The 17,802-nt window shown below is 30.3% G+C and carries 16 protein-coding genes; 11 read left to right on the forward strand and 5 right to left on the reverse strand.

What is annotated here, in order from left to right; all coding sequences use genetic code 11:
• Nucleotides 1-113 precede the first annotated feature (113 nt).
• Complete coding sequence (gene arfB / locus H9W90_RS10990) at nucleotides 114-518, forward strand: alternative ribosome rescue aminoacyl-tRNA hydrolase ArfB (RefSeq protein ID WP_187481643.1); 405 nt, start codon at nucleotides 114-116, stop codon at nucleotides 516-518.
• A 120-nt stretch (nucleotides 519-638) separates the two neighbouring features.
• On the opposite strand, the gene H9W90_RS10995 is transcribed toward arfB, so the two are convergent.
• Entirely contained in the window at nucleotides 639-1,034 is a 396-nt protein-coding gene (locus H9W90_RS10995; RefSeq protein WP_187481644.1) for a nuclear transport factor 2 family protein, read from the reverse strand.
• 245 nt (nucleotides 1,035-1,279) lie between these two features.
• Here H9W90_RS10995 and H9W90_RS11000 point away from each other — a divergent pair, with 245 nt between their 5' ends.
• Nucleotides 1,280-3,628, forward strand: a complete 2,349-nt coding sequence (locus H9W90_RS11000; RefSeq protein ID WP_187481645.1) for a TonB-dependent receptor — start codon at nucleotides 1,280-1,282, stop codon at nucleotides 3,626-3,628.
• 38 nt (nucleotides 3,629-3,666) lie between these two features.
• On the opposite strand, the gene H9W90_RS11005 is transcribed toward H9W90_RS11000, so the two are convergent.
• Nucleotides 3,667-4,518 carry an AraC family transcriptional regulator gene (locus tag H9W90_RS11005; protein WP_187481646.1) on the reverse strand — a complete coding sequence of 284 codons (852 nt, stop codon included), beginning with the start codon at nucleotides 4,516-4,518 and terminating at the stop codon, nucleotides 3,667-3,669.
• Nucleotides 4,519-4,621: 103 nt separating this feature from the next.
• Between H9W90_RS11005 and H9W90_RS11010 the strand changes: the two genes are divergently transcribed.
• The 4 genes from H9W90_RS11010 to H9W90_RS11025 all read left to right on the forward strand — a co-directional run bounded on the left by H9W90_RS11010 (nucleotide 4,622) and on the right by H9W90_RS11025 (nucleotide 8,351).
• The gene (locus H9W90_RS11010) at nucleotides 4,622-5,578 is read left to right on the forward strand and encodes a polysaccharide deacetylase family protein (protein WP_187481647.1); all 957 of its coding nucleotides are present in this window, start codon (nucleotides 4,622-4,624) and stop codon (nucleotides 5,576-5,578) included.
• A 98-nt stretch (nucleotides 5,579-5,676) separates the two neighbouring features.
• Entirely contained in the window at nucleotides 5,677-6,063 is a 387-nt protein-coding gene (locus H9W90_RS11015) for a cupin domain-containing protein (RefSeq protein WP_187481648.1), read from the forward strand.
• Between the two features lie 5 nt (nucleotides 6,064-6,068).
• Nucleotides 6,069-7,181 carry an alkene reductase gene (locus H9W90_RS11020; RefSeq protein WP_187481649.1) on the forward strand — a complete coding sequence of 371 codons (1,113 nt, stop codon included), beginning with the start codon at nucleotides 6,069-6,071 and terminating at the stop codon, nucleotides 7,179-7,181.
• Between the two features lie 306 nt (nucleotides 7,182-7,487).
• Nucleotides 7,488-8,351, forward strand: a complete 864-nt coding sequence (locus H9W90_RS11025) for a sigma-70 family RNA polymerase sigma factor (protein ID WP_187481650.1) — start codon at nucleotides 7,488-7,490, stop codon at nucleotides 8,349-8,351.
• Nucleotides 8,352-8,459: 108 nt separating this feature from the next.
• Here the strand turns inward: H9W90_RS11025 and H9W90_RS11030 are convergent, their stop codons facing one another.
• From H9W90_RS11030 to H9W90_RS11040, 3 genes are all read right to left on the reverse strand, one after another.
• Nucleotides 8,460-11,429, reverse strand: a complete 2,970-nt coding sequence (locus H9W90_RS11030) for a DUF8693 domain-containing protein (protein WP_187481651.1) — start codon at nucleotides 11,427-11,429, stop codon at nucleotides 8,460-8,462.
• Between the two features lie 74 nt (nucleotides 11,430-11,503).
• Nucleotides 11,504-13,402 carry an amidophosphoribosyltransferase gene (locus H9W90_RS11035; RefSeq protein WP_187481652.1) on the reverse strand — a complete coding sequence of 633 codons (1,899 nt, stop codon included), beginning with the start codon at nucleotides 13,400-13,402 and terminating at the stop codon, nucleotides 11,504-11,506.
• Between the two features lie 82 nt (nucleotides 13,403-13,484).
• The gene (locus H9W90_RS11040; protein ID WP_187481653.1) at nucleotides 13,485-14,411 is read right to left on the reverse strand and encodes a PfkB family carbohydrate kinase; all 927 of its coding nucleotides are present in this window, start codon (nucleotides 14,409-14,411) and stop codon (nucleotides 13,485-13,487) included.
• Nucleotides 14,412-14,483: 72 nt separating this feature from the next.
• Between H9W90_RS11040 and H9W90_RS11045 the strand changes: the two genes are divergently transcribed.
• From H9W90_RS11045 to H9W90_RS11065, 5 genes are all read left to right on the forward strand, one after another.
• Entirely contained in the window at nucleotides 14,484-14,903 is a 420-nt protein-coding gene (locus tag H9W90_RS11045; RefSeq protein WP_187481654.1) for a SufE family protein, read from the forward strand.
• Between the two features lie 17 nt (nucleotides 14,904-14,920).
• Nucleotides 14,921-15,241, forward strand: a complete 321-nt coding sequence (locus tag H9W90_RS11050) for an SUF system Fe-S cluster assembly protein (RefSeq protein ID WP_187481655.1) — start codon at nucleotides 14,921-14,923, stop codon at nucleotides 15,239-15,241.
• A gap of 61 nt (nucleotides 15,242-15,302) precedes the next feature.
• Nucleotides 15,303-15,812 (forward strand): DUF2480 family protein, encoded by a 510-nt coding sequence (locus H9W90_RS11055; RefSeq protein ID WP_187481656.1) that lies wholly within the window; start codon nucleotides 15,303-15,305, stop codon nucleotides 15,810-15,812.
• A 53-nt stretch (nucleotides 15,813-15,865) separates the two neighbouring features.
• Nucleotides 15,866-16,744, forward strand: coding sequence for a DUF3078 domain-containing protein (locus H9W90_RS11060; RefSeq protein ID WP_187481657.1), 879 nt, complete (start codon nucleotides 15,866-15,868; stop codon nucleotides 16,742-16,744).
• 44 nt (nucleotides 16,745-16,788) lie between these two features.
• Complete coding sequence (locus tag H9W90_RS11065) at nucleotides 16,789-17,727, forward strand: DUF3078 domain-containing protein (RefSeq protein ID WP_187481658.1); 939 nt, start codon at nucleotides 16,789-16,791, stop codon at nucleotides 17,725-17,727.
• Nucleotides 17,728-17,802 lie beyond the last annotated feature (75 nt).

Raw genomic sequence — 17,802 nt, forward strand, 5'->3', positions numbered from 1 at the left:
CGCTCTTAGAATCAAGAAACAAGACTTGTTTGTTGTTATTTAAAAAAAAAGATTTAGAAAAAATATAAGAAGCTCTCTGTTTTCTTTATTTTTTCTCTCTATAAGTCAAAAAAATGAACTCAGAAAACATCATAAAAGAGTTAAATTTTAAAGCCATTAGAAGTTCTGGCGCAGGAGGACAACACGTAAATAAAACGTCTTCTAAAATTGAATTGACTTTTGATTTAGAGAATTCTGAATCCTTAAACGATAATGAAAAAGAGATTTTAAAAAACAAACTTTCGTCTAAATTAACGAAAGATAACTCGCTTATTCTCTTTTGCGAAGAAACGCGCTCGCAACACAGAAATAAAGAAATTGCAATTAAACGTTTTTTAGAATTGATTAAAACGAATTTAATTCGTCCAAAAAAAAGGCGCAAAACAAAACCAAGCAAAGCTTCTGTTAAAAAAGGTATTGAAAACAATAAAAGGACTTCTCTTAAAAAAATACTTCGTAAAAAACCTAAATTAGATTAAGGTTCTAATACCCTGGCAAACAGGTTTAGCCCAGATTGAACGGTTTGTTTGAGCTCTTTTTAATTCTTTTTCTGAATAAAAAAAGCGAGTAGTGAAAGCTGGAAATAGCTTCAAATAAAATTAAGAATTCATTTTTTGTAAATATTCCCCCATTTTTTGATGCACAATATTCACGGCTTTTAAAGGACGAATCATTACTTTAATTTCTTTTAATTTCCCTTCTTTGGTAAATTTAATCATGTCAATTCCTTCTACTGTAATTCCGTTTATTTCTGTTTTGAACTCTAAAAAAGCGTTCTCATCATCGCACAATTCTCTTACATATTTAAATTTATTATTTGCAATAATTTCTGCAGCCGCCATTAAATACATACCAACCATAAAACCGCCTTCAATTGGTTTAAAAACTACAGGCGAATACAAAACTGCATCATCTGCTATAAAATCACTTAAATTTTCATGATTTTTATTTTTTACAAATGCATGCCAAGTTTCTAATCCGTCTAAAGTCTTCATGTTATTTTTTATTACAATCAAATCTACAAAAAAATGATTTAGTTGTTTTGTAATTCAAAAAACCAAATTACCTTTGCCACGTTCTCATAAAGGGGTGCTTTAATCGGCTGAGATCATACCCATTGAACCTAGAACAGGTAATGCTGTTTAGGAAAAAAGCAACTTTTTTTAAGTTGTAATAACTAATTATTCAATATTAATTACAAGAATAATTACCTCTTTTTATTCGTTTTAAAATTTTTAAAATGAAAAAAAATATCTTTTTTTTATTCTTGTTTACAAGTATACTTGTAAACGCCCAGTCATTTACACTCACAGGAAAAGTAGTAGATGAAGACAAACAACCTTTGCCAGGAGCAACAATTTTAGTTAAAGAAACTAAAAAAGGAACTTCCACCGATTTTGAGGGTAAATTTACTTTAGAACTTTCTAAAGGAGTTTACACAATTGAAGTTTCGTTTATTGGTTACAAAACAATTTCTGAAAAAATTACAATTTCTAAAAATGAAGAATATGTAATTCAATTAAATCCAGATGCAACTGTTTTAGAAGAAGTTTTGGTTTCTGCAGTTCGTGTAAATGCAGATGTTCCTGTAACTTTTTCGAACCTTTCTAAAAAGGAAATTGCAAAACGTAATTTAGGTCAGGATATTCCTGTATTACTAAACTATATGCCTTCTGTGGTTTCTTCTTCAGATGCTGGAGCTGGAGTTGGTTATACGTACATGAGCGTTCGTGGTTCTAACGGAGAACGAATTAATGTTACTGTAAACGGAATTCCTTATAACGACGCAGAAAGTCATGGTTCTTTTTGGGTGAATTTAGGTGATTTTGCTTCCTCAACTCAAAATTTACAACTGCAACGTGGTGTTGGAACCTCTACAAATGGTTCTGGTGCTTTTGGAGCAAGTTTAAATATTTTAACAGATGCAGTTTCAGAAGAACCTTCTGCAGAAATTTCGAACTCTTTTGGTTCTTTTGGAACTAGAAAACATACTGTAAAATTTAGTACTGGAAAACTGAACAACAACATAGAAGTTGCAGGACGTTTGTCTAATATTTATTCAGATGGTTATGTAGACAGAGCTTTTGCCGACTTAAAATCTTATTATTTACAAGGAAGTTATTCTGATGAAAATACGTTGATAAAAGCAATAACCTTTGGTGGAAAAGAGAAAACTTACCAAGCTTGGGAAGGTTTAACTGCAACACAATTAAAAGAAAATAGAAGACAGAATCCTTATACTTATGAAAATGAAGTTGATGATTACAATCAGAATCATTATCAATTACATTGGAATGAAAAATTGAACAAAAATTGGTCTACAAACCTTGGTTTGAATTACACAAAAGGATCTGGATTTTTCGAGCAATATAAAGAAGATGAAGATGCAGCAGATTTTAATAATTTAATTGTTGATGGAACAGATGTAATTGTAAGACGTTGGTTAGATAATGATTTTTACGTGGTAAATTTCAACACAAATTATAAAACTGATAAACTAAATTTTATATCAGGAATTTCGTATTCTAATTATTCTGGAGATCATTTTGGAGAAGTAATTTGGGGAGAAGATTTAGCACCAAATACCAATATTAGAGATCGCTATTATTTTTCTGATGCAAAGAAAACGGACTTTTCAATCTTTGCAAAAGCAACTTTTGATATTTCTGATAAATTAGCTGCTTACGCAGATTTACAAGGAAGATTTGTTGGTTATCAAACTAAAGGAATTACTTCTAAAAATGCTGCAATTGATGTAAACACAGATTTTAGTTTCTTTAATCCTAAATTTGGGCTTACCTATAAAATTAACCCAAATAATAATTTATATACTTCTTTTGCAGTTGCTAATAGAGAGCCAAATAGAAACGATTTCGAGGGTGGAGTTACAACTCCTGAAACTCTAAACGATTTAGAATTTGGTTGGCGTTTAAAAAGTGAAAACATTAAATTAAACACCAATATCTATTATATGGATTATAAGAATCAGTTAGTTTTAACAGGTGCTTTAGATGATGTTGGCGCACCAATTAGAGCAACTTCTGGTAGCAGTTACAGATTAGGTTTGGAAATTGATGCAGATATTACACTTTCAGAAAAATTCTCTATAAAACCAAATGCGGCATTTAGTTCAAATAAAAATAGAGACTTCTTTATTACTAGAGATGGCAATACAACTCCAGAATCTTTAGGAAATACAAACCTTTCATTTTCACCAGATGTTGTTGTTGGAAACATGTTTGTATTTAAACCTATCGAGAATTTACAGTTTACATTTTTATCTAAATATGTTGGCAAACAATACATGAGTAATTTTAACAGTGCAATTTCCGATAATGATGTTTTAGACGGATTTTTCACTTCAGATTTAAATATTGTTTATGAGATAGAACCAAACAAGATTTTTAAATCAATTGTATTCTCTGCTTTGGTAAATAATATTTTTAACAAAGAATATGTAGACAGAGGTTACTATTATACTTATGATGATACTTGGTCTTCACCAGGAACTACAACAACAGTAGATGGTGCAGGTTATTACCCACAAGCCACAAGAAACTTCTTAGTTGGAGTTACTTTAAAGTTTTAAATTCACATAAAACCCTTTAAGATTTTCTTAAAGGGTTTTTATTTTTTGTAATATTCGCTTGGTCTTTTTCCGTATTTATTTTTAAATATTTTACTAAAATGACTCACATCTACAAAACCAGTTTTTGCGGCAATTTGGGTAATATTCAAATTACTTTCTTTTAAAAGTCTTTCCGCTAATTTTAATTTCGATTTTATAATATAGTCTTTAATGGAAATTCCTGTCTGCTTTTTTACGTAAATGCTAATGTAATTTGCAGACATATTAAAGGTATCTGCCAACGCTTTAATTTTCATTTTATCAGCATCAAAAAGATGCAATCTTATGTATCCTAAAATGTTTTCAATTTTTTCTTTTTCTGATAAAATTGGGTTCGATAAATAATCTACATTCGAAATTAAATTTCTAGAAATAATTAATAAAAGCGCTCCAAAGAGTTCTAATATTATATTTCTACTACGTAAATTAGGGTTTTCTAATTCCGTTTTAATCATTTTATACAAATACAATAATTGCTTTTTATCTTCTTTATAGGCGTTTATACTTTTATCTGAAATTGAAGCATTAAAAATAATTTCTTCAACTTGTGCCTTTAAATCTTTATCTGTATTAAAGCTTGTGTTTTCTAAAAAAAGTTGTTCTGTAAATTTTAAAATTCCAAATTTAGAAGGTTCTTCCACCAGAAATTCGTGTTCGTCTTTAGGTGTTAAAAAGAAAACATCTCCTTTTTCGTAAGTAACATCACTATCGTTAAACACATGCTTTCCCTTTCCTTTTAAGATAAAGGTAAGTTCAAAAAAATTGTGTTTGTGCTTTGGATATCCCCAAGTTTTTTCAGCTTCAAACTCAACAATATCAATAGATTTTAAAATTGTAAATCTTTTAATCACACTTTAATGGTTTTATACAAATATACAATGTATTTATACAACACCCTTTGTGTTCTTCTACTCTAATTTTGTACTGTAATTATAAAGGAAATAAATTTAAAAAATGAAAACATTATACAAAACAGTAGCTGCTATTATACTCATAACATTTTCTGCTTGTGATGCTAAAAAGGAATTAAGTAATCAAATTAAGAACGGAAAAAGCTATTGGCCAAATGGAGCGCAATTGGTTATTTCAGTATCTATGCAGTTTGAAACTGGTGGACAACCAGAAGGTGCAGAAAGTCCTTTTTCTGGAAATCCATTACCATTGGGAAACGTAGATATGCCAGCAGAAAGTTGGTTTCGTTATGGAGCAAAAGAAGGAGTTTACAGAATGTTAAACCTTTGGAAAAAACACGACATTCATGTTACTTCACATGTCGTTGGTGAAGCTGCTATAAAATATCCAGATGTTGCAAAAGCCATTGCAAATGGTGGTCATGAAATTGCTGCACATGGTATTGCTTGGAAAGATCAATGGAATTTAAGTTATAAAGACGAACTAGATTTCATCAAAAAAGGAATTGACACAGTAGAAGCAATCACAGGCCAAAGAGGTCGTGGTTATAATGCAAATTGGTTGCGAAGAGGTGTAAATACATTAAAAGTTTTGCAGGAATTAGATTTCTTATATCATATAGACGATTTAAGTAGAGACGAGCCTTTCGTGACAAAAGTTAGAGGCAAAAACTTTGTGGTAATGCCTTACACTTTAAGAAATAACGACATTGTAAATATCGAAGGAAAAAATTGGAGTCCAGACCAACATTTAGCACAATTAAAAATGGAATTTGATCAATTATACAAAGAAGGCGCAACAAAAAGACGCATGATGTCTATAAGTATGCACGATAGAATTGGTGGAGCTCCAGCAGTTGTAAATGCAGTAGATCAATTTATAAAATACGCAAAAGAGCACACAGGAGTTGTGTTTATGCGTAAAGATGAAATTGCAAATATGGTAAAAGACGACCCAAATACGCCTGAAGATAATTCTGAATTCAAGTTTAATAATTAGAAGCCAGGAACCTGCTTTCGCTACTCAATCTTTTTGCAGAAATAGCAAAAAGGATTTCAGACAAACCGCTCAATCAGGGCTAAAAATCAGGAATAATAATGAAAACTATAGAAATTAATAAAAAAGGAAATTGGAGTTCTTTTTGGACAGATGAATTAAAAGAAGCGCTAAAAATTGCAGAAAATAACGAAGTTGTTGGCGAACAATTATTATTAGAAACCGATACTTTTAAAGTTTGGAATATTCAATTATTGGCAGGAAAATCTTTACCTTTTCACAAACATTCCAAACCGTATTTTTATACAGCAATTACTGCTGGAAAATCAAGATCTTTTTATAGTGATGGAAGAATAGATGAAACAGAATATAAAAAAAACGACGTTAGTTACTTTAACGATTTAAACGAAAGTAATTACTTTATACACAATTTAGAAAACATTGGTACATCTACATTACTATTTACCACTGTAGAATTTAAAAAATAATAATTATGAAAAATACACTTTTTACTCCTTATAACATGAACGGAATTTCTTTAGAAAACCGTTTTTTAATGGCGCCAATGACACGTTCTAGAGCATCTCAACCTGGTGATGTTCCTAATAAATTAATGGCAGAATATTATGGACAAAGAGCATCTGCAGGAATTATAATTACAGAAGCAACACAAGTTTCTATGCAAGGAATGGGCTATGCAAAAACACCAGGAATTTACACACAAGAACAAATTGATGGTTGGAGATTAGTAACTGACGAAGTTCATAAAAAAGGAAGTAAAATCTTTTTACAATTATGGCATGTTGGTCGTGTTTCGAGTTCTAAAGTAAATGGTTTACAACCAATTGCGCCATCAGCAAAAATTGCAAAAGAAACAACTGTTTATATTTTTGATGGCTCTCCAAATGGAGATGCAACTTTTGTTCCTGTGGAAGAACCAAGAGAAATGACGCAGGAAGACATTAACCAAGTGATTGAAGAATTTAGAATTGGTGCAAAAAATGCCATTGAAGCAGGTTTTGATGGTGTAGAAATTCATGGTGCAAATGGCTATTTAATAGACCAATTTTTACGAAGTAATTCTAACGAAAGAACTGACAATTATGGAGGAAGCAAAGAAAACAGAGTCTGCATTTTAACTAAAATTACAGAAGCAGTTGCTAAAGAAGTAGGCACAGAAAAAACAGGTGTTCGTTTATCTCCTTTTATCAGTTTTAAAGACATGACCGATCCTGAAATTTTAGAAACCATACAAATTGCAGCAAAAAAATTAGAAAGAATTGGTGTAACTTATATTCATTTATGTGAAGCAGATTGGGCGGATGCTCCTGAAATTCCGAATGATTTTAGAGTTCAATTAAGAGAAAATTTCAGCAAAACTATTATTGCAACAGGAAATAAAACTCCAGAACAAGCAAACGATTTATTAGGTAATAATTCAGTTGATTTGGTTGGTTTTGGTAGAAAATTTTTAACAAATCCAGATTATCCAAAACGTGTAGAATTAAATGCTGAAATGAATGAAATTAGCGACAACCACACTTTATTTGGTGGTGGAACTGCTAGAGGCTATACAGATTATCCTTTTTTAAATGAAGGAAAGTAAAAAGTAAAAAATTCAATAAAATTGACTTTTTTATTCAATTTTGAACAAAATCAAAAGAAAACGAACGATTTATGCTTAAAACCGTTCGTTTTTTCGTATATTGTAAGTTCATGCAAAACACTTCAATTTACTTCAGAAATAATATTGGTTTAATAGTTACAAAGAATCAATCTTATCATTTTAATATTTCTGTTTTCTAGTAAATTTTTATTCATTGCTTTTTAGCTCGCATTATTTTTTGAAAAGAATTCTTCTTTCAAAAAAACTATTGTATTTTTTTAATAATCCTAAAATCAAAATTTATATATGAGACAACTTAAAATTGTAAAACAAGTAACCAATCGTGACGCAAAATCTTTAGAAAAATATTTTCAAGAAATTAGTAAAATTGGGCTTATTACTGCTGATGAAGAAGTAGAATTAGCTTTGAAAATTAAAAAAGGAGATGGTAGAGCTTTGGATGCACTTGTTAGCGCAAATTTAAGATTTGTTGTTTCTGTAGCTAAACAATACCAAGGACAAGGTTTAAAATTATCCGATTTAATAAATGAAGGGAATTTAGGTTTGGTAAAAGCAGCAAAACGCTTTGATGAAACTAGAGGTTTTAAGTTTATTTCTTATGCTGTTTGGTGGATTCGTCAGTCTATAATGTCTGCATTAGCAGAGCAATCTAGAATTGTACGTTTACCTTTAAATAAAATTGGTAGTATTAGTAAAATAAAGAAAGTGTATGCTAGATTAGAGCAAAATGAACAACGTTTTCCTACAAATAAAGAAATTGCAAAGCAATTAGACATGACAGAAACTGAAGTTGCGCAGTCTTTAAAAAATTCTGGAAGACACGTTTCTATGGATGCTCCTTTTAAAGATGGTGAAGATTCTAATTTATACAACGTTTTGCAGTTTGATGAGTCTCCTAAACCAGACAAAGAATTAATGAAACAATCTTTAAGTATTGAAATTGACAGAGCATTAAATACCTTAACTTTTAAAGAAGCTAAAGTAATTAAAATGTACTATGGTATTGGAAATGAAGTTGCTTCTAGTTTAACTGAAATTGGTGAAGAATTCGATTTATCTAGAGAAAGAGTGAGACAATTAAAACAAAAAGCTATAAGAAGGTTGCAAACAAAATCTAAAACACAAATGTTAAGAACTTATTTAGGTTAGAAAAAAGGTTATACAAAATATTAAAAGCATCCAATTACTGAAATAAATTCAGAATAAATTGGATGCTTTTTACATTTAAAATGTTAATTAAAAATTCTTCTTAAGAAATTATTTTAGAATTATTTTTTTATTAATAATTCCTTTATCTGTTTTTAAAGTAACAATGTAAAGTGCTTTAGAAATTTTGCTTATGTCTAAATTTAATTCTTCTACATTTGTTTTTATATCATAACTTTTTACCTCAACTCCTAATAAATTGTACAATTTAATTGTTTCAATATTTAAGTTAGAAGTATTTTTAATAGTTAATTGACCTTTAGCACTTTCGAAAATAGTTATCAAATTTTCATTTACTTCACTATTAACATTGCTTAATATTTTTTTCGAAAAAACAATAGAGAATCGATCTGTATATTTTCCTTCAGGTAAATTTAAAACTTGTGGTCCATTATCTAGACTATATAATTTTTGCAAATCATTATCTAACAAATAAACTGAAGCATTTATATTATTTATTTCATCAAGCGAAAAAGTAACATTTCTTTGTTGGTCTAACTGAACTACTAAAGGAACTGCTAATGAGCTTTTAAAATTTTCTACTCCAGTAATTATAAACGGGTTGTCTCTGTCTTTTACAGTTAAATAAACATCTGTAGGTTGTAAACTCCACATCTCTGCATCAAAGCCACTTTCGTAATTATCTGTTAATCCTCTAAAAGCAATTGCAAGTTGTCTTGTACGTTTTTCTGTGCTTGATAAATCGAAATTAAAACCTATTTTTAAAATTGACATTTCTTTGCTTTCTATTTGCTCGTTTTCTATTGAGCTCCTAGCAACTAAACCAGCTGTATCTCCTAAATTAACTAAAGTTCTTTGAGAATTTTTAAAAGTTAAGGAACCTGTACCTGCGGCTTCTCTTGTTATAAAAAATGCTTGCCCTATTGGTAAGTATCTACCACCGCCAACAGAAACTCCAGAAACAATTGTGGTGTAAGTTCCTGTATAAGCACCTCTAACATGTGTGTTATCTGATGAGCTATCATAAATGTATAGAATGCCATTAAATTGAGAAGAATTATCATCTATAAACGCTTGTGAATCTAAAGCAGAAGGATATGGGTTTCCTATTAAACTAAAATTATCTTTGGTTATAGAATAGCTATAATCTCCATCATTAGGTTTTCCTTTAAAGGTAAATTTTGCTCCTACGCTTTTCATATTCCAACCTAAACCTGGTGTTAAAACGTTTGCTGTTGGACTTACAAAACGTGTCCAATCTGCAGCATTATTAAAAGTAGCCAACCATCTTGTGCTAATTTGAATGGGACTTGATGCATTTCCATCATGTGCTCCATTAAAATTTATATTACCTGCTTCTCCTGCAGTTGGCGTTGCTGCTGTTGGCACATTACCATCTTTTAAAACATCATCTATTGAAAAAGGTGCACCAGTTGTTGCACTTACTGGAGATGACCAATAACCAGAGTGATAAACTGAAGATGTAGTTGCAGTTTGATCTACATATAAATTACCAGAACCTGTATTTAAATTTGTACCAGTATGTGTTTGTACTAATTGAGAATTACCAACCAATCTAATATCTCCACTATTATTTATACCATTTGTTACTTGTAATCTTAAACCAGAATCTACTGCTAAAATACTACTTGCTTCTACTTCTACTTCTCTTACATCTGCATCTTCTGACAGTGTTAATGTATTGGTTTTTACTAATAATTTATAACAATCATCTGTTCTATTTGGTTTGTTTAATGTTCCTGCTCCATTGTATGCAGTAGTGCCATCTAAAACTATTTGATCTGTATATTCTAAAGTAAAATAATCATTATCTGTAAAAGAAACTCCTGTAGCTGAATAAATACCAGAACTTAAGGTTAAAGTATAGGTGTTTGTAATGCTAGAAAAATCGCTGTCATTATCTACTACTAACCTTAATGGTGCACAAGATTCTTTTCCTGTTACATCTATATCTGTAGCAGCAACTGACACAGTAACTGTTCCTAGATTATTACGTTTGCTTACTCGCCATTTTGTATCTATTCTTTCTGTGTATTGTATTGATGTAGAAAAATCATAATCGGCATCTTTTACATCTTCTCCCCAAAATAAAAAATCGTCGTTACTTAATGCAGATGGTGTGTTTATTCTAATAATTCCTGTTCCTTGAGAATCTGTGTGATTTGTACCATCTGTTGCTTGACCAATTCCTGCCACTTTATGATCGAAGTTACCTCCTGAGGTATCTTCATTATAAAAATCGTTTACATTTAAAGTTAAGCCAAACTTTGCGCTTAAATAATTATCTACTATAATACGTTGTGCTGTATTTATTTTTTCTCTGAACACAATTACTTCTGCAACATCACCTACAAAGCCATTAGTACCAGAGGTATTTGCACCTATATTAAATCTTTGAGTTGCGTGATTTGTATAGCTTGATACTCCTGCTCTATTTTGTAACAAAGTTCCATTTCTATAAAGTTGTTTACCTGTGGAAGAATTTACATCATAAGTCCATAAAGAATAAGATGTTAGCCCACCAAGTGAACCAACTTGAATTCTTGCAGTTGTCCCGCAACAAGTACCAAAATCATAATAAACAGTATTAGACCAAGGAATATGATTTGAAAAACGTGTACTTCCAACCAAAGGATCTGTAGTATAAACTGATGACGTTTGTGTAGTATTATCTGCTCTTGCCACCATAAAGGAAGATGCTTGATTAGTAACAAAATTACTTGTAGTTAAGGTAAGTCCAGTTCTTAATCTGTTTGAACCAGAAAAACTTATTTCATCATAACCATTTATTGCAGAAGGCACTAGAGTTGGTCTTTGAGTTCCTGTTTCACTTATATCTAAAGCAGTTACGCCAGCAGAGTTTGTAATTCCATTAATTAATGAACCTGTAGTGCTAACACCAGCATCTGTTCTTATCCAAAACTTCAACGACGAAGAGCCATCATTTAGACCCACTCCACCTGGTCCTGTTTGTGAAAATGTAAATATTGTTACAAAGAATAAAACAATATATAAAACTCTTTGCGGTTGTTTTAACATACGATGTATTTGTTAATCTTACACTTTAAAAACACTTATTCACTAAAATATAAAAAATTTCTCTCCTTTACAAATTAATAAGCTCTCTTATCATTTCCTTCATAGAAATTTATGAAAGCTTGATTTACTACTCTATGACCTCCAGGAGTTGGATAATTTCCTGTAAAATACCAATCTCCTAAATTATCTGGACAGGCTTCATGCAAACCTTCTATAGATTGATAAATAACCTCAACTTCTGCCTTTATATCTTCCGTTTTTAGCATTTCTGCTATTTTGGATGAAATTTCTTCCGCAGAAAATGGTTTATAAATTTCTTTTACAAAATTTACAATATCATCATCTGTTTTGGATTGTTGAGCTTTAGATTTCTTATAAACTTCGTCTATAATATGTTCTTGTTTTGTATCTTTTAACAACTCAATTGCTGCTTTAAATGCAATAAAAGCATCTATTCTTGCCATGTCAATTCCATAACAATCTGGATAACGAATTTGCGGAGCAGAAGAAACAACCACTATTTTTTTAGGGCTTAATCTATCTAAAATCTTGATTATACTCTTTTTAAGTGTTGTTCCACGAACAATACTATCGTCTATAATTACTAAATTATCTGTTGGTTTTACAACTCCATAAGTAATATCGTAAACATGTTCTACCAAATCATCTCTACTACTATCATCTGCAATAAAGGTTCTTAATTTTGCATCTTTAATCGCAATTTTCTCGAAACGCGGTCTTTCAGATAAAATTTCTGTAACTTTTTTAGCTGATAATTTTGTTCCTCCAGCTAAAATTTTTGCTGTTTTTTGTTGATTCAATAAATCTTCAGCAGCTTCTGTCATTCCATAAAATGAAGTTTCTGCAGTATTTGGAATGTAAGAAAATACTGTATTTGAAATATCTGAATCTATCGATTTTAAAATCTTCGGAAAAACTAATTTTCCTAAATTTTTACGTTCTTCATATATACTTGCATCACTTCCTCTTGAGAAATAAATACGTTCAAAAGAACAAGATTTTTTTTCTTTTTGATCTAAAACTGGTTCTATAGAAGTTTTTCCATTTTTTTTAATAATTAACGCATGTCCTCTTTCTAATTCTTTTACATCATCAATCTTAACATTAAAAACAGTTTGTATAACTGGTCTTTCCGATGCTACAACAACAACCTCTTCATCTTCATAAAAATAAGTTGGTCTAATTCCGTTTGGATCTCTTAAAACAAAAGCATCTCCATGACCAACTAAACCAGCCATTGCATAACCTCCATCCCAATTTTTTGCAGATCTTTTTAATACATTCTGTAGATCTAATTTTTCTTCAATAAAAGGTGAAGCATTTTTCTTGCTAAATCCTTTTATTTTTGCTTGTTGATATAAACTTGACACTTCTTCTTCTAAAAAATGTCCAATTTTTTCCATTACAGTTACAGTATCTGTAAACTCTTTTGGGTGCTGACCTAATTCTACTAATTCTTCTAATAATTGTTTAGAATTGGTCATGTTAAAATTACCAGCAACTATTAAATTTTGATGTTTCCAATTACTTTGACGCAAAAAAGGGTGCACACTTTCGATACTATTTTTACCAAAAGTTCCATAACGAACATGACCTAAAAACAAGTTTCCTATGTAAGGCATATTCTTTTCTTGCCAATCTACATCGTCTTTTTTGTCTGGGTTTTCTTCTAAAACATTATTTAAACGCTCATTTATTTGCGCAAAAATATCTTGTATTGGTTGCGATTGGTTAGAACGAACTCTACTAATGTATCTTGTACCAGGTTCCATATTGAACTTTATACTTGCAAAACCAGCACCATCTTGACCACGATTGTGTTGTTTTTCCATTAATAAATACATTTTGTTAATTCCGTAAAAAGCAGAACCGTATTTATCTTTATAAAATTGTAAAGGCTTTTTTAATCGAACAAGTGCAATTCCACATTCATGTTTAATAGCGTCACTCATTGGTATTTATTTTTAGTTGTGTGTTGTTATGTTTTTTGCTGTTGTAAAAATAAAAATCCGCGTTTTTAAACGCGGATTTTTTTTATGATAACTCTATATCAAATTGTGTTAATTCTTTAAACGCTTGTAAGCGATTTTTCACTTCGTCTGCTGTAAGCTCTTGCATACGTTCTGTACCAAATTTCTCTACACAGAAAGAAGCTAAATTAGAGCCGTAAATAATTGCGTTCTTCATATTCTCGAAAGAAACGTCTTCTGTTTTTGCTAAATACCCACAAAAACCTCCTGCAAATGTATCTCCTGCTCCTGTTGGATCGAAAACCTCTGCTAAAGGTAATGCTGGTGCGTAAAACATTTTTCCTTCATTAAATAATAAAGCTCCATGTTCTCCTTTTTTAATCACCACATATTTTGGTCCCATTGTATGAATTTTCTTTGCAGCATTTACTAAAGAATATTCTCCAGATAATTGTCTTGCCTCTTCATCATTAATGGTAACAACATCTACTCTTTTTAAAACAGTATGTAAATCTTCTAAAGCAATGTCCATCCAAAAATTCATAGTATCTAAAACTACTAATTTTGGTCTTTTAGACATTTGGTCTAAAACAGATGCTTGTGTTAATGGATGTAAATTACCTAACATTACAATACCTGCGTCTTTAAAACTTTCAGGTACAACTGGTGTAAAAGTTTCTAAAACATTTAATTCTGTAATTAAAGTATCACGTGAATTCATATCATTATGATATTTTCCACTCCAGAAAAATGTTTTTCCATTTTTATCAATCTCAATTCCATCAGTATTAATTCCTTTAGAATTCATCATATCTATATATGATTGAGGGAAATCTCCACCAACAACAGAAACAACGCCTGTTTTTACTCCAAATTGACTTGCCGCCAATCCTACAAAAGTTCCTGATCCTCCTAAAATTTTATCTGTTTTACCAAAAGGTGTTTCAATTGCATCAAAAGCTACTGTACCAACTGCTAATAATTTACTCATTTCTTATATTTTATACGTAATTTTGCACTTTACAAAAAATACCTTTTAAAGGTGCAAAAATAAGTTTTAAAAATGACTATCAAAGAAATACAAGAAGAAATTATTGATGAGTTTTCGATGTTCGATGATTGGATGGAACGCTATGAATATATAATTGAACTTGGTAAATCTTTACCAATTATTGAAGACAAATATAAATTAGATGAAAATTTAATAAAAGGTTGCCAATCTAAAGTTTGGTTGTATTCTGAATTAGATGGAGATAAAATAAAGTATTCTGCAGATAGTGATGCTATTTTAACAAAAGGTATAGCCGCATTATTATTGCGAGTTTATTCAGAACAAAAACCAGGAGATATCTTAACTGCCGAAACTAATTTTATTGATGAAATTGGTTTAAAAGAACATTTAAGTCCAACAAGAGCAAATGGTTTAGTTTCTATGATTAAGCAAATTAAAATGTATGCAATTGCACAGCAAACAAAATTATAAAATTAAGAACATACAGAATGACAGATAAAGAATTAGAAGAAATAGGAGATAAAATTGTAAATGTTTTAAAAACAATTTACGATCCAGAAATACCTGTAGACATCTACGAATTAGGTTTAATTTACGATGTTTTTGTTTCTGATGAAAACAATGCAAAAATATTAATGACCTTAACATCGCCAAATTGCCCAGTTGCAGAGTCTTTACCAAGAGATGTTGAAGAAAAAGTAAAGTCTTTAAAGCAAATTAACGAGTGTGAAGTAGAAATTACTTTCGACCCAACTTGGACTCAAGAAATGATGAGCGAAGAAGCAAAGTTAGAATTGGGAATGTTATAATATTGTTGTGAACGTTAAGTTTTGAGTGATGAGTTAAAACTTTAAGACTAAAAAGTAAAAAATGCAAGAAGAAATTATAAACAGAGTTGCAAATAGCAAGCTAAAAACCTTCGATTTAGAAGAAATTTATCCTGAAGGGAAAAGAGTTTTGTTTGATATAAAAGACTGGTTATTTCAAGAATTAATTTTAAAAGAAACGGACTTTAGAGCATCCGTAAAAAACCATGATTGGTCTCAATATAAAAATACTTTTGTTGCTGTATCTTGTTCTGTAGATGCAATTATTCCTTCTTGGGCATTTATGTTAGTTGCTGCAGAAATTACACCTTTTGCAAATAAAGTGGTTATTGGAGATTTAGAATTGCTAGAAACTGTTATTTATCAAGAATTGTTACAATTTGTAGATTACAAAGATTTTGCAGATTCACCTGTAATTATAAAAGGTTGTGCAGAGAAACCAATTCCTAATTCTGCTTATGCATTTTTGATTGAAAAACTGCAACCAATTACCAAATCTATAATGTTTGGTGAAGCTTGCTCTACAGTTCCTCTATATAAATCAAAAAAATAATTTTTATTTTATAATTGATACTACTATTTTTGTAGCTTGCTTTTTAAGGCTTCATGAAAAAAATATTACTTATTTTACTATTGCTTTCTTCAACAATTTTCTTTTCTCAAGAGAAAAAAAAGGATAGTATTCCTAAATGGAAAATTCATGGTAGATTTAAATTCCTTTTTAATCAAGCTAATTTTTCTAACTGGGTTTCTGGTGGACAAGACAATGTAGCTGGAAGTCTAAATGTAAACTACGATTTTAACTACAAAAAAGGAAAATGGAACTGGGATAACAAATTAATTACAGCTTACGGATTAAGCCATTTAAGTGGTAAAGGATACAGAAAAACAAACGATAGAATCGAGTACAATTCACTTTTAGGTATAAAGTCTGAAGGTTTTTGGTTTTTCTCTTTTTTCACCAACTTTAAAACCCAATATTCTCGCGGTTACGATTACAAACAAACTCCTGCTTTACCTGTTTCAGACATTTTCTCACCAGCTTATTTAAGTATTGGACCTGGTATTTTATGGAAAAAATCGGATGATTTTCGTTTCAATATTGCGCCCGCAACAGTAAGGTATACTTTTGTAAGTGATGAATTTTCAGGAAAATTCGGTGTAGAAGAAGGCAGAAATACTGCTTTTGGTTTAGGTTTTAACTTTTCTGGTTATTACAAATTTGAAGCTATGGACAATATAGATATTGAAAATATTTTGGCTGTTTATTCAGATTATTTAGACAAACCACAAAACGTAGATATAGAATACCAAATGAATTTATTTTTTAAAGTAAATAAATTCATACATATGAATATTACTTTTCATACAATTATAGATTCTAATGCATCTAAAAGAGTCCAATTTAGAGAAGAATTTGGGCTAGGTGTTAGTTATTCTTTTCATAAAAAAGTGACTTATCAAAAAATAATGTTGTCTAAATAGAAAAAGTGTACTTTTGCACGCTTAAAAAATAAAAATTAAACAAAATGAAAAAATTATCAATCTTACTTTTATTGGTTTGCATTAGTTTTTCTGCAACTGCACAAACTGCTGATGAATTAAAAAAAGAATTAAGCACTAAAAAAGCTGAAATTTCTAAACTAGACAAAGAAGCAAAATCTATACAAGCTAAAATAGATGCACTTCCAGGTTGGAAAAAAGGTGCTTTTGGTACAATTGGTGGAAGTATTTCTGGTTTTAACAACTGGTATTCTAGAACAGCTCCAACTGCATCTGCAGGAAACATTGGTATTACTGTTAATGGTTTTGCTAATTTAATAGAAGAAGATTTCTTTTGGAGAAATTCTGCTGCTGTTAATTTAGGTTGGGTAAAATTAGACGAAAAAGGTGTTGCTGGTGATGAAGGTTTTGATACTGCTACAGACGTTTTTACAATTAGTTCTTTATATGGTAAAAGACTAAACAAAAAATGGGCACTTTCTGCTTTAGCTGAATACAGAACAACTATTATAGACAACTTTAACGATCCTGGATATTTAGATTTTGGTGCTGGTTTAACTTGGACACCAACTAACAACCTTGTTGTGGTTATGCACCCAGGAAACTACAATTTTGTTTTTAGTAGTGGAGATACAGTTTTCGAATCTTCTTTAGGTGCTAAAATTGTTGCTGATTATAACAAGAAATATGGTAAATTAAGTGTAAAATCTAACTTATCTGTTTTCCAAAGTTATAAATCTTCTGACTTATCTAACTGGACCTGGACAAACTCTTTCGGTTATACAATCTGGAAAGGAATTGGTGTTGGTTTCGAAGTTGGTTTACGTAAAAACAAACAAGAAGCTTTAAGCAATGCTATTGCAGTAAATGAAGAATTAACTGTTCCTGGAACAACTCCAACTTTCGATACTGTAGACAACAAATTACAATCTTATTACTTATTTGGAATGAATTATTCTTTCTAAAAATATAAATTAAGAATTAATGAAACCTCAAAAAGAAATTTTTGAGGTTTTTTATTTTGTAACTTTGCCATTCAA

It is taken from the genome of Polaribacter pectinis (genome assembly GCF_014352875.1).
GTDB classification, from domain to species: domain Bacteria; phylum Bacteroidota; class Bacteroidia; order Flavobacteriales; family Flavobacteriaceae; genus Polaribacter; species Polaribacter pectinis.

What these genes read in the sequence shown, in the direction of transcription:
- H9W90_RS11050 (WP_187481655.1), top strand. Translation starts at nt 14,921, where the DNA reads ATGACAGATAAAGAATTAGAAGAAATAGGAGATAAAATTGTAAATGTT.
- H9W90_RS11065 (WP_187481658.1), top strand. Translation starts at nt 16,789, where the DNA reads ATGAAAAAATTATCAATCTTACTTTTATTGGTTTGCATTAGTTTTTCT.
- H9W90_RS11000 (WP_187481645.1), top strand. Translation starts at nt 1,280, where the DNA reads ATGAAAAAAAATATCTTTTTTTTATTCTTGTTTACAAGTATACTTGTA.
- H9W90_RS11055 (WP_187481656.1), top strand. Translation starts at nt 15,303, where the DNA reads ATGCAAGAAGAAATTATAAACAGAGTTGCAAATAGCAAGCTAAAAACC.
- H9W90_RS11025 (WP_187481650.1), top strand. Translation starts at nt 7,488, where the DNA reads ATGAGACAACTTAAAATTGTAAAACAAGTAACCAATCGTGACGCAAAA.
- H9W90_RS11010 (WP_187481647.1), top strand. Translation starts at nt 4,622, where the DNA reads ATGAAAACATTATACAAAACAGTAGCTGCTATTATACTCATAACATTT.
- H9W90_RS10995 (WP_187481644.1), bottom strand. Translation starts at nt 1,034, where the DNA reads ATGAAGACTTTAGACGGATTAGAAACTTGGCATGCATTTGTAAAAAAT.
- H9W90_RS11045 (WP_187481654.1), top strand. Translation starts at nt 14,484, where the DNA reads ATGACTATCAAAGAAATACAAGAAGAAATTATTGATGAGTTTTCGATG.
- H9W90_RS11060 (WP_187481657.1), top strand. Translation starts at nt 15,866, where the DNA reads ATGAAAAAAATATTACTTATTTTACTATTGCTTTCTTCAACAATTTTC.
- H9W90_RS11040 (WP_187481653.1), bottom strand. Translation starts at nt 14,411, where the DNA reads ATGAGTAAATTATTAGCAGTTGGTACAGTAGCTTTTGATGCAATTGAA.
- H9W90_RS11035 (WP_187481652.1), bottom strand. Translation starts at nt 13,402, where the DNA reads ATGAGTGACGCTATTAAACATGAATGTGGAATTGCACTTGTTCGATTA.
- H9W90_RS11015 (WP_187481648.1), top strand. Translation starts at nt 5,677, where the DNA reads ATGAAAACTATAGAAATTAATAAAAAAGGAAATTGGAGTTCTTTTTGG.
- arfB (WP_187481643.1), top strand. Translation starts at nt 114, where the DNA reads ATGAACTCAGAAAACATCATAAAAGAGTTAAATTTTAAAGCCATTAGA.
- H9W90_RS11020 (WP_187481649.1), top strand. Translation starts at nt 6,069, where the DNA reads ATGAAAAATACACTTTTTACTCCTTATAACATGAACGGAATTTCTTTA.
- H9W90_RS11030 (WP_187481651.1), bottom strand. Translation starts at nt 11,429, where the DNA reads ATGTTAAAACAACCGCAAAGAGTTTTATATATTGTTTTATTCTTTGTA.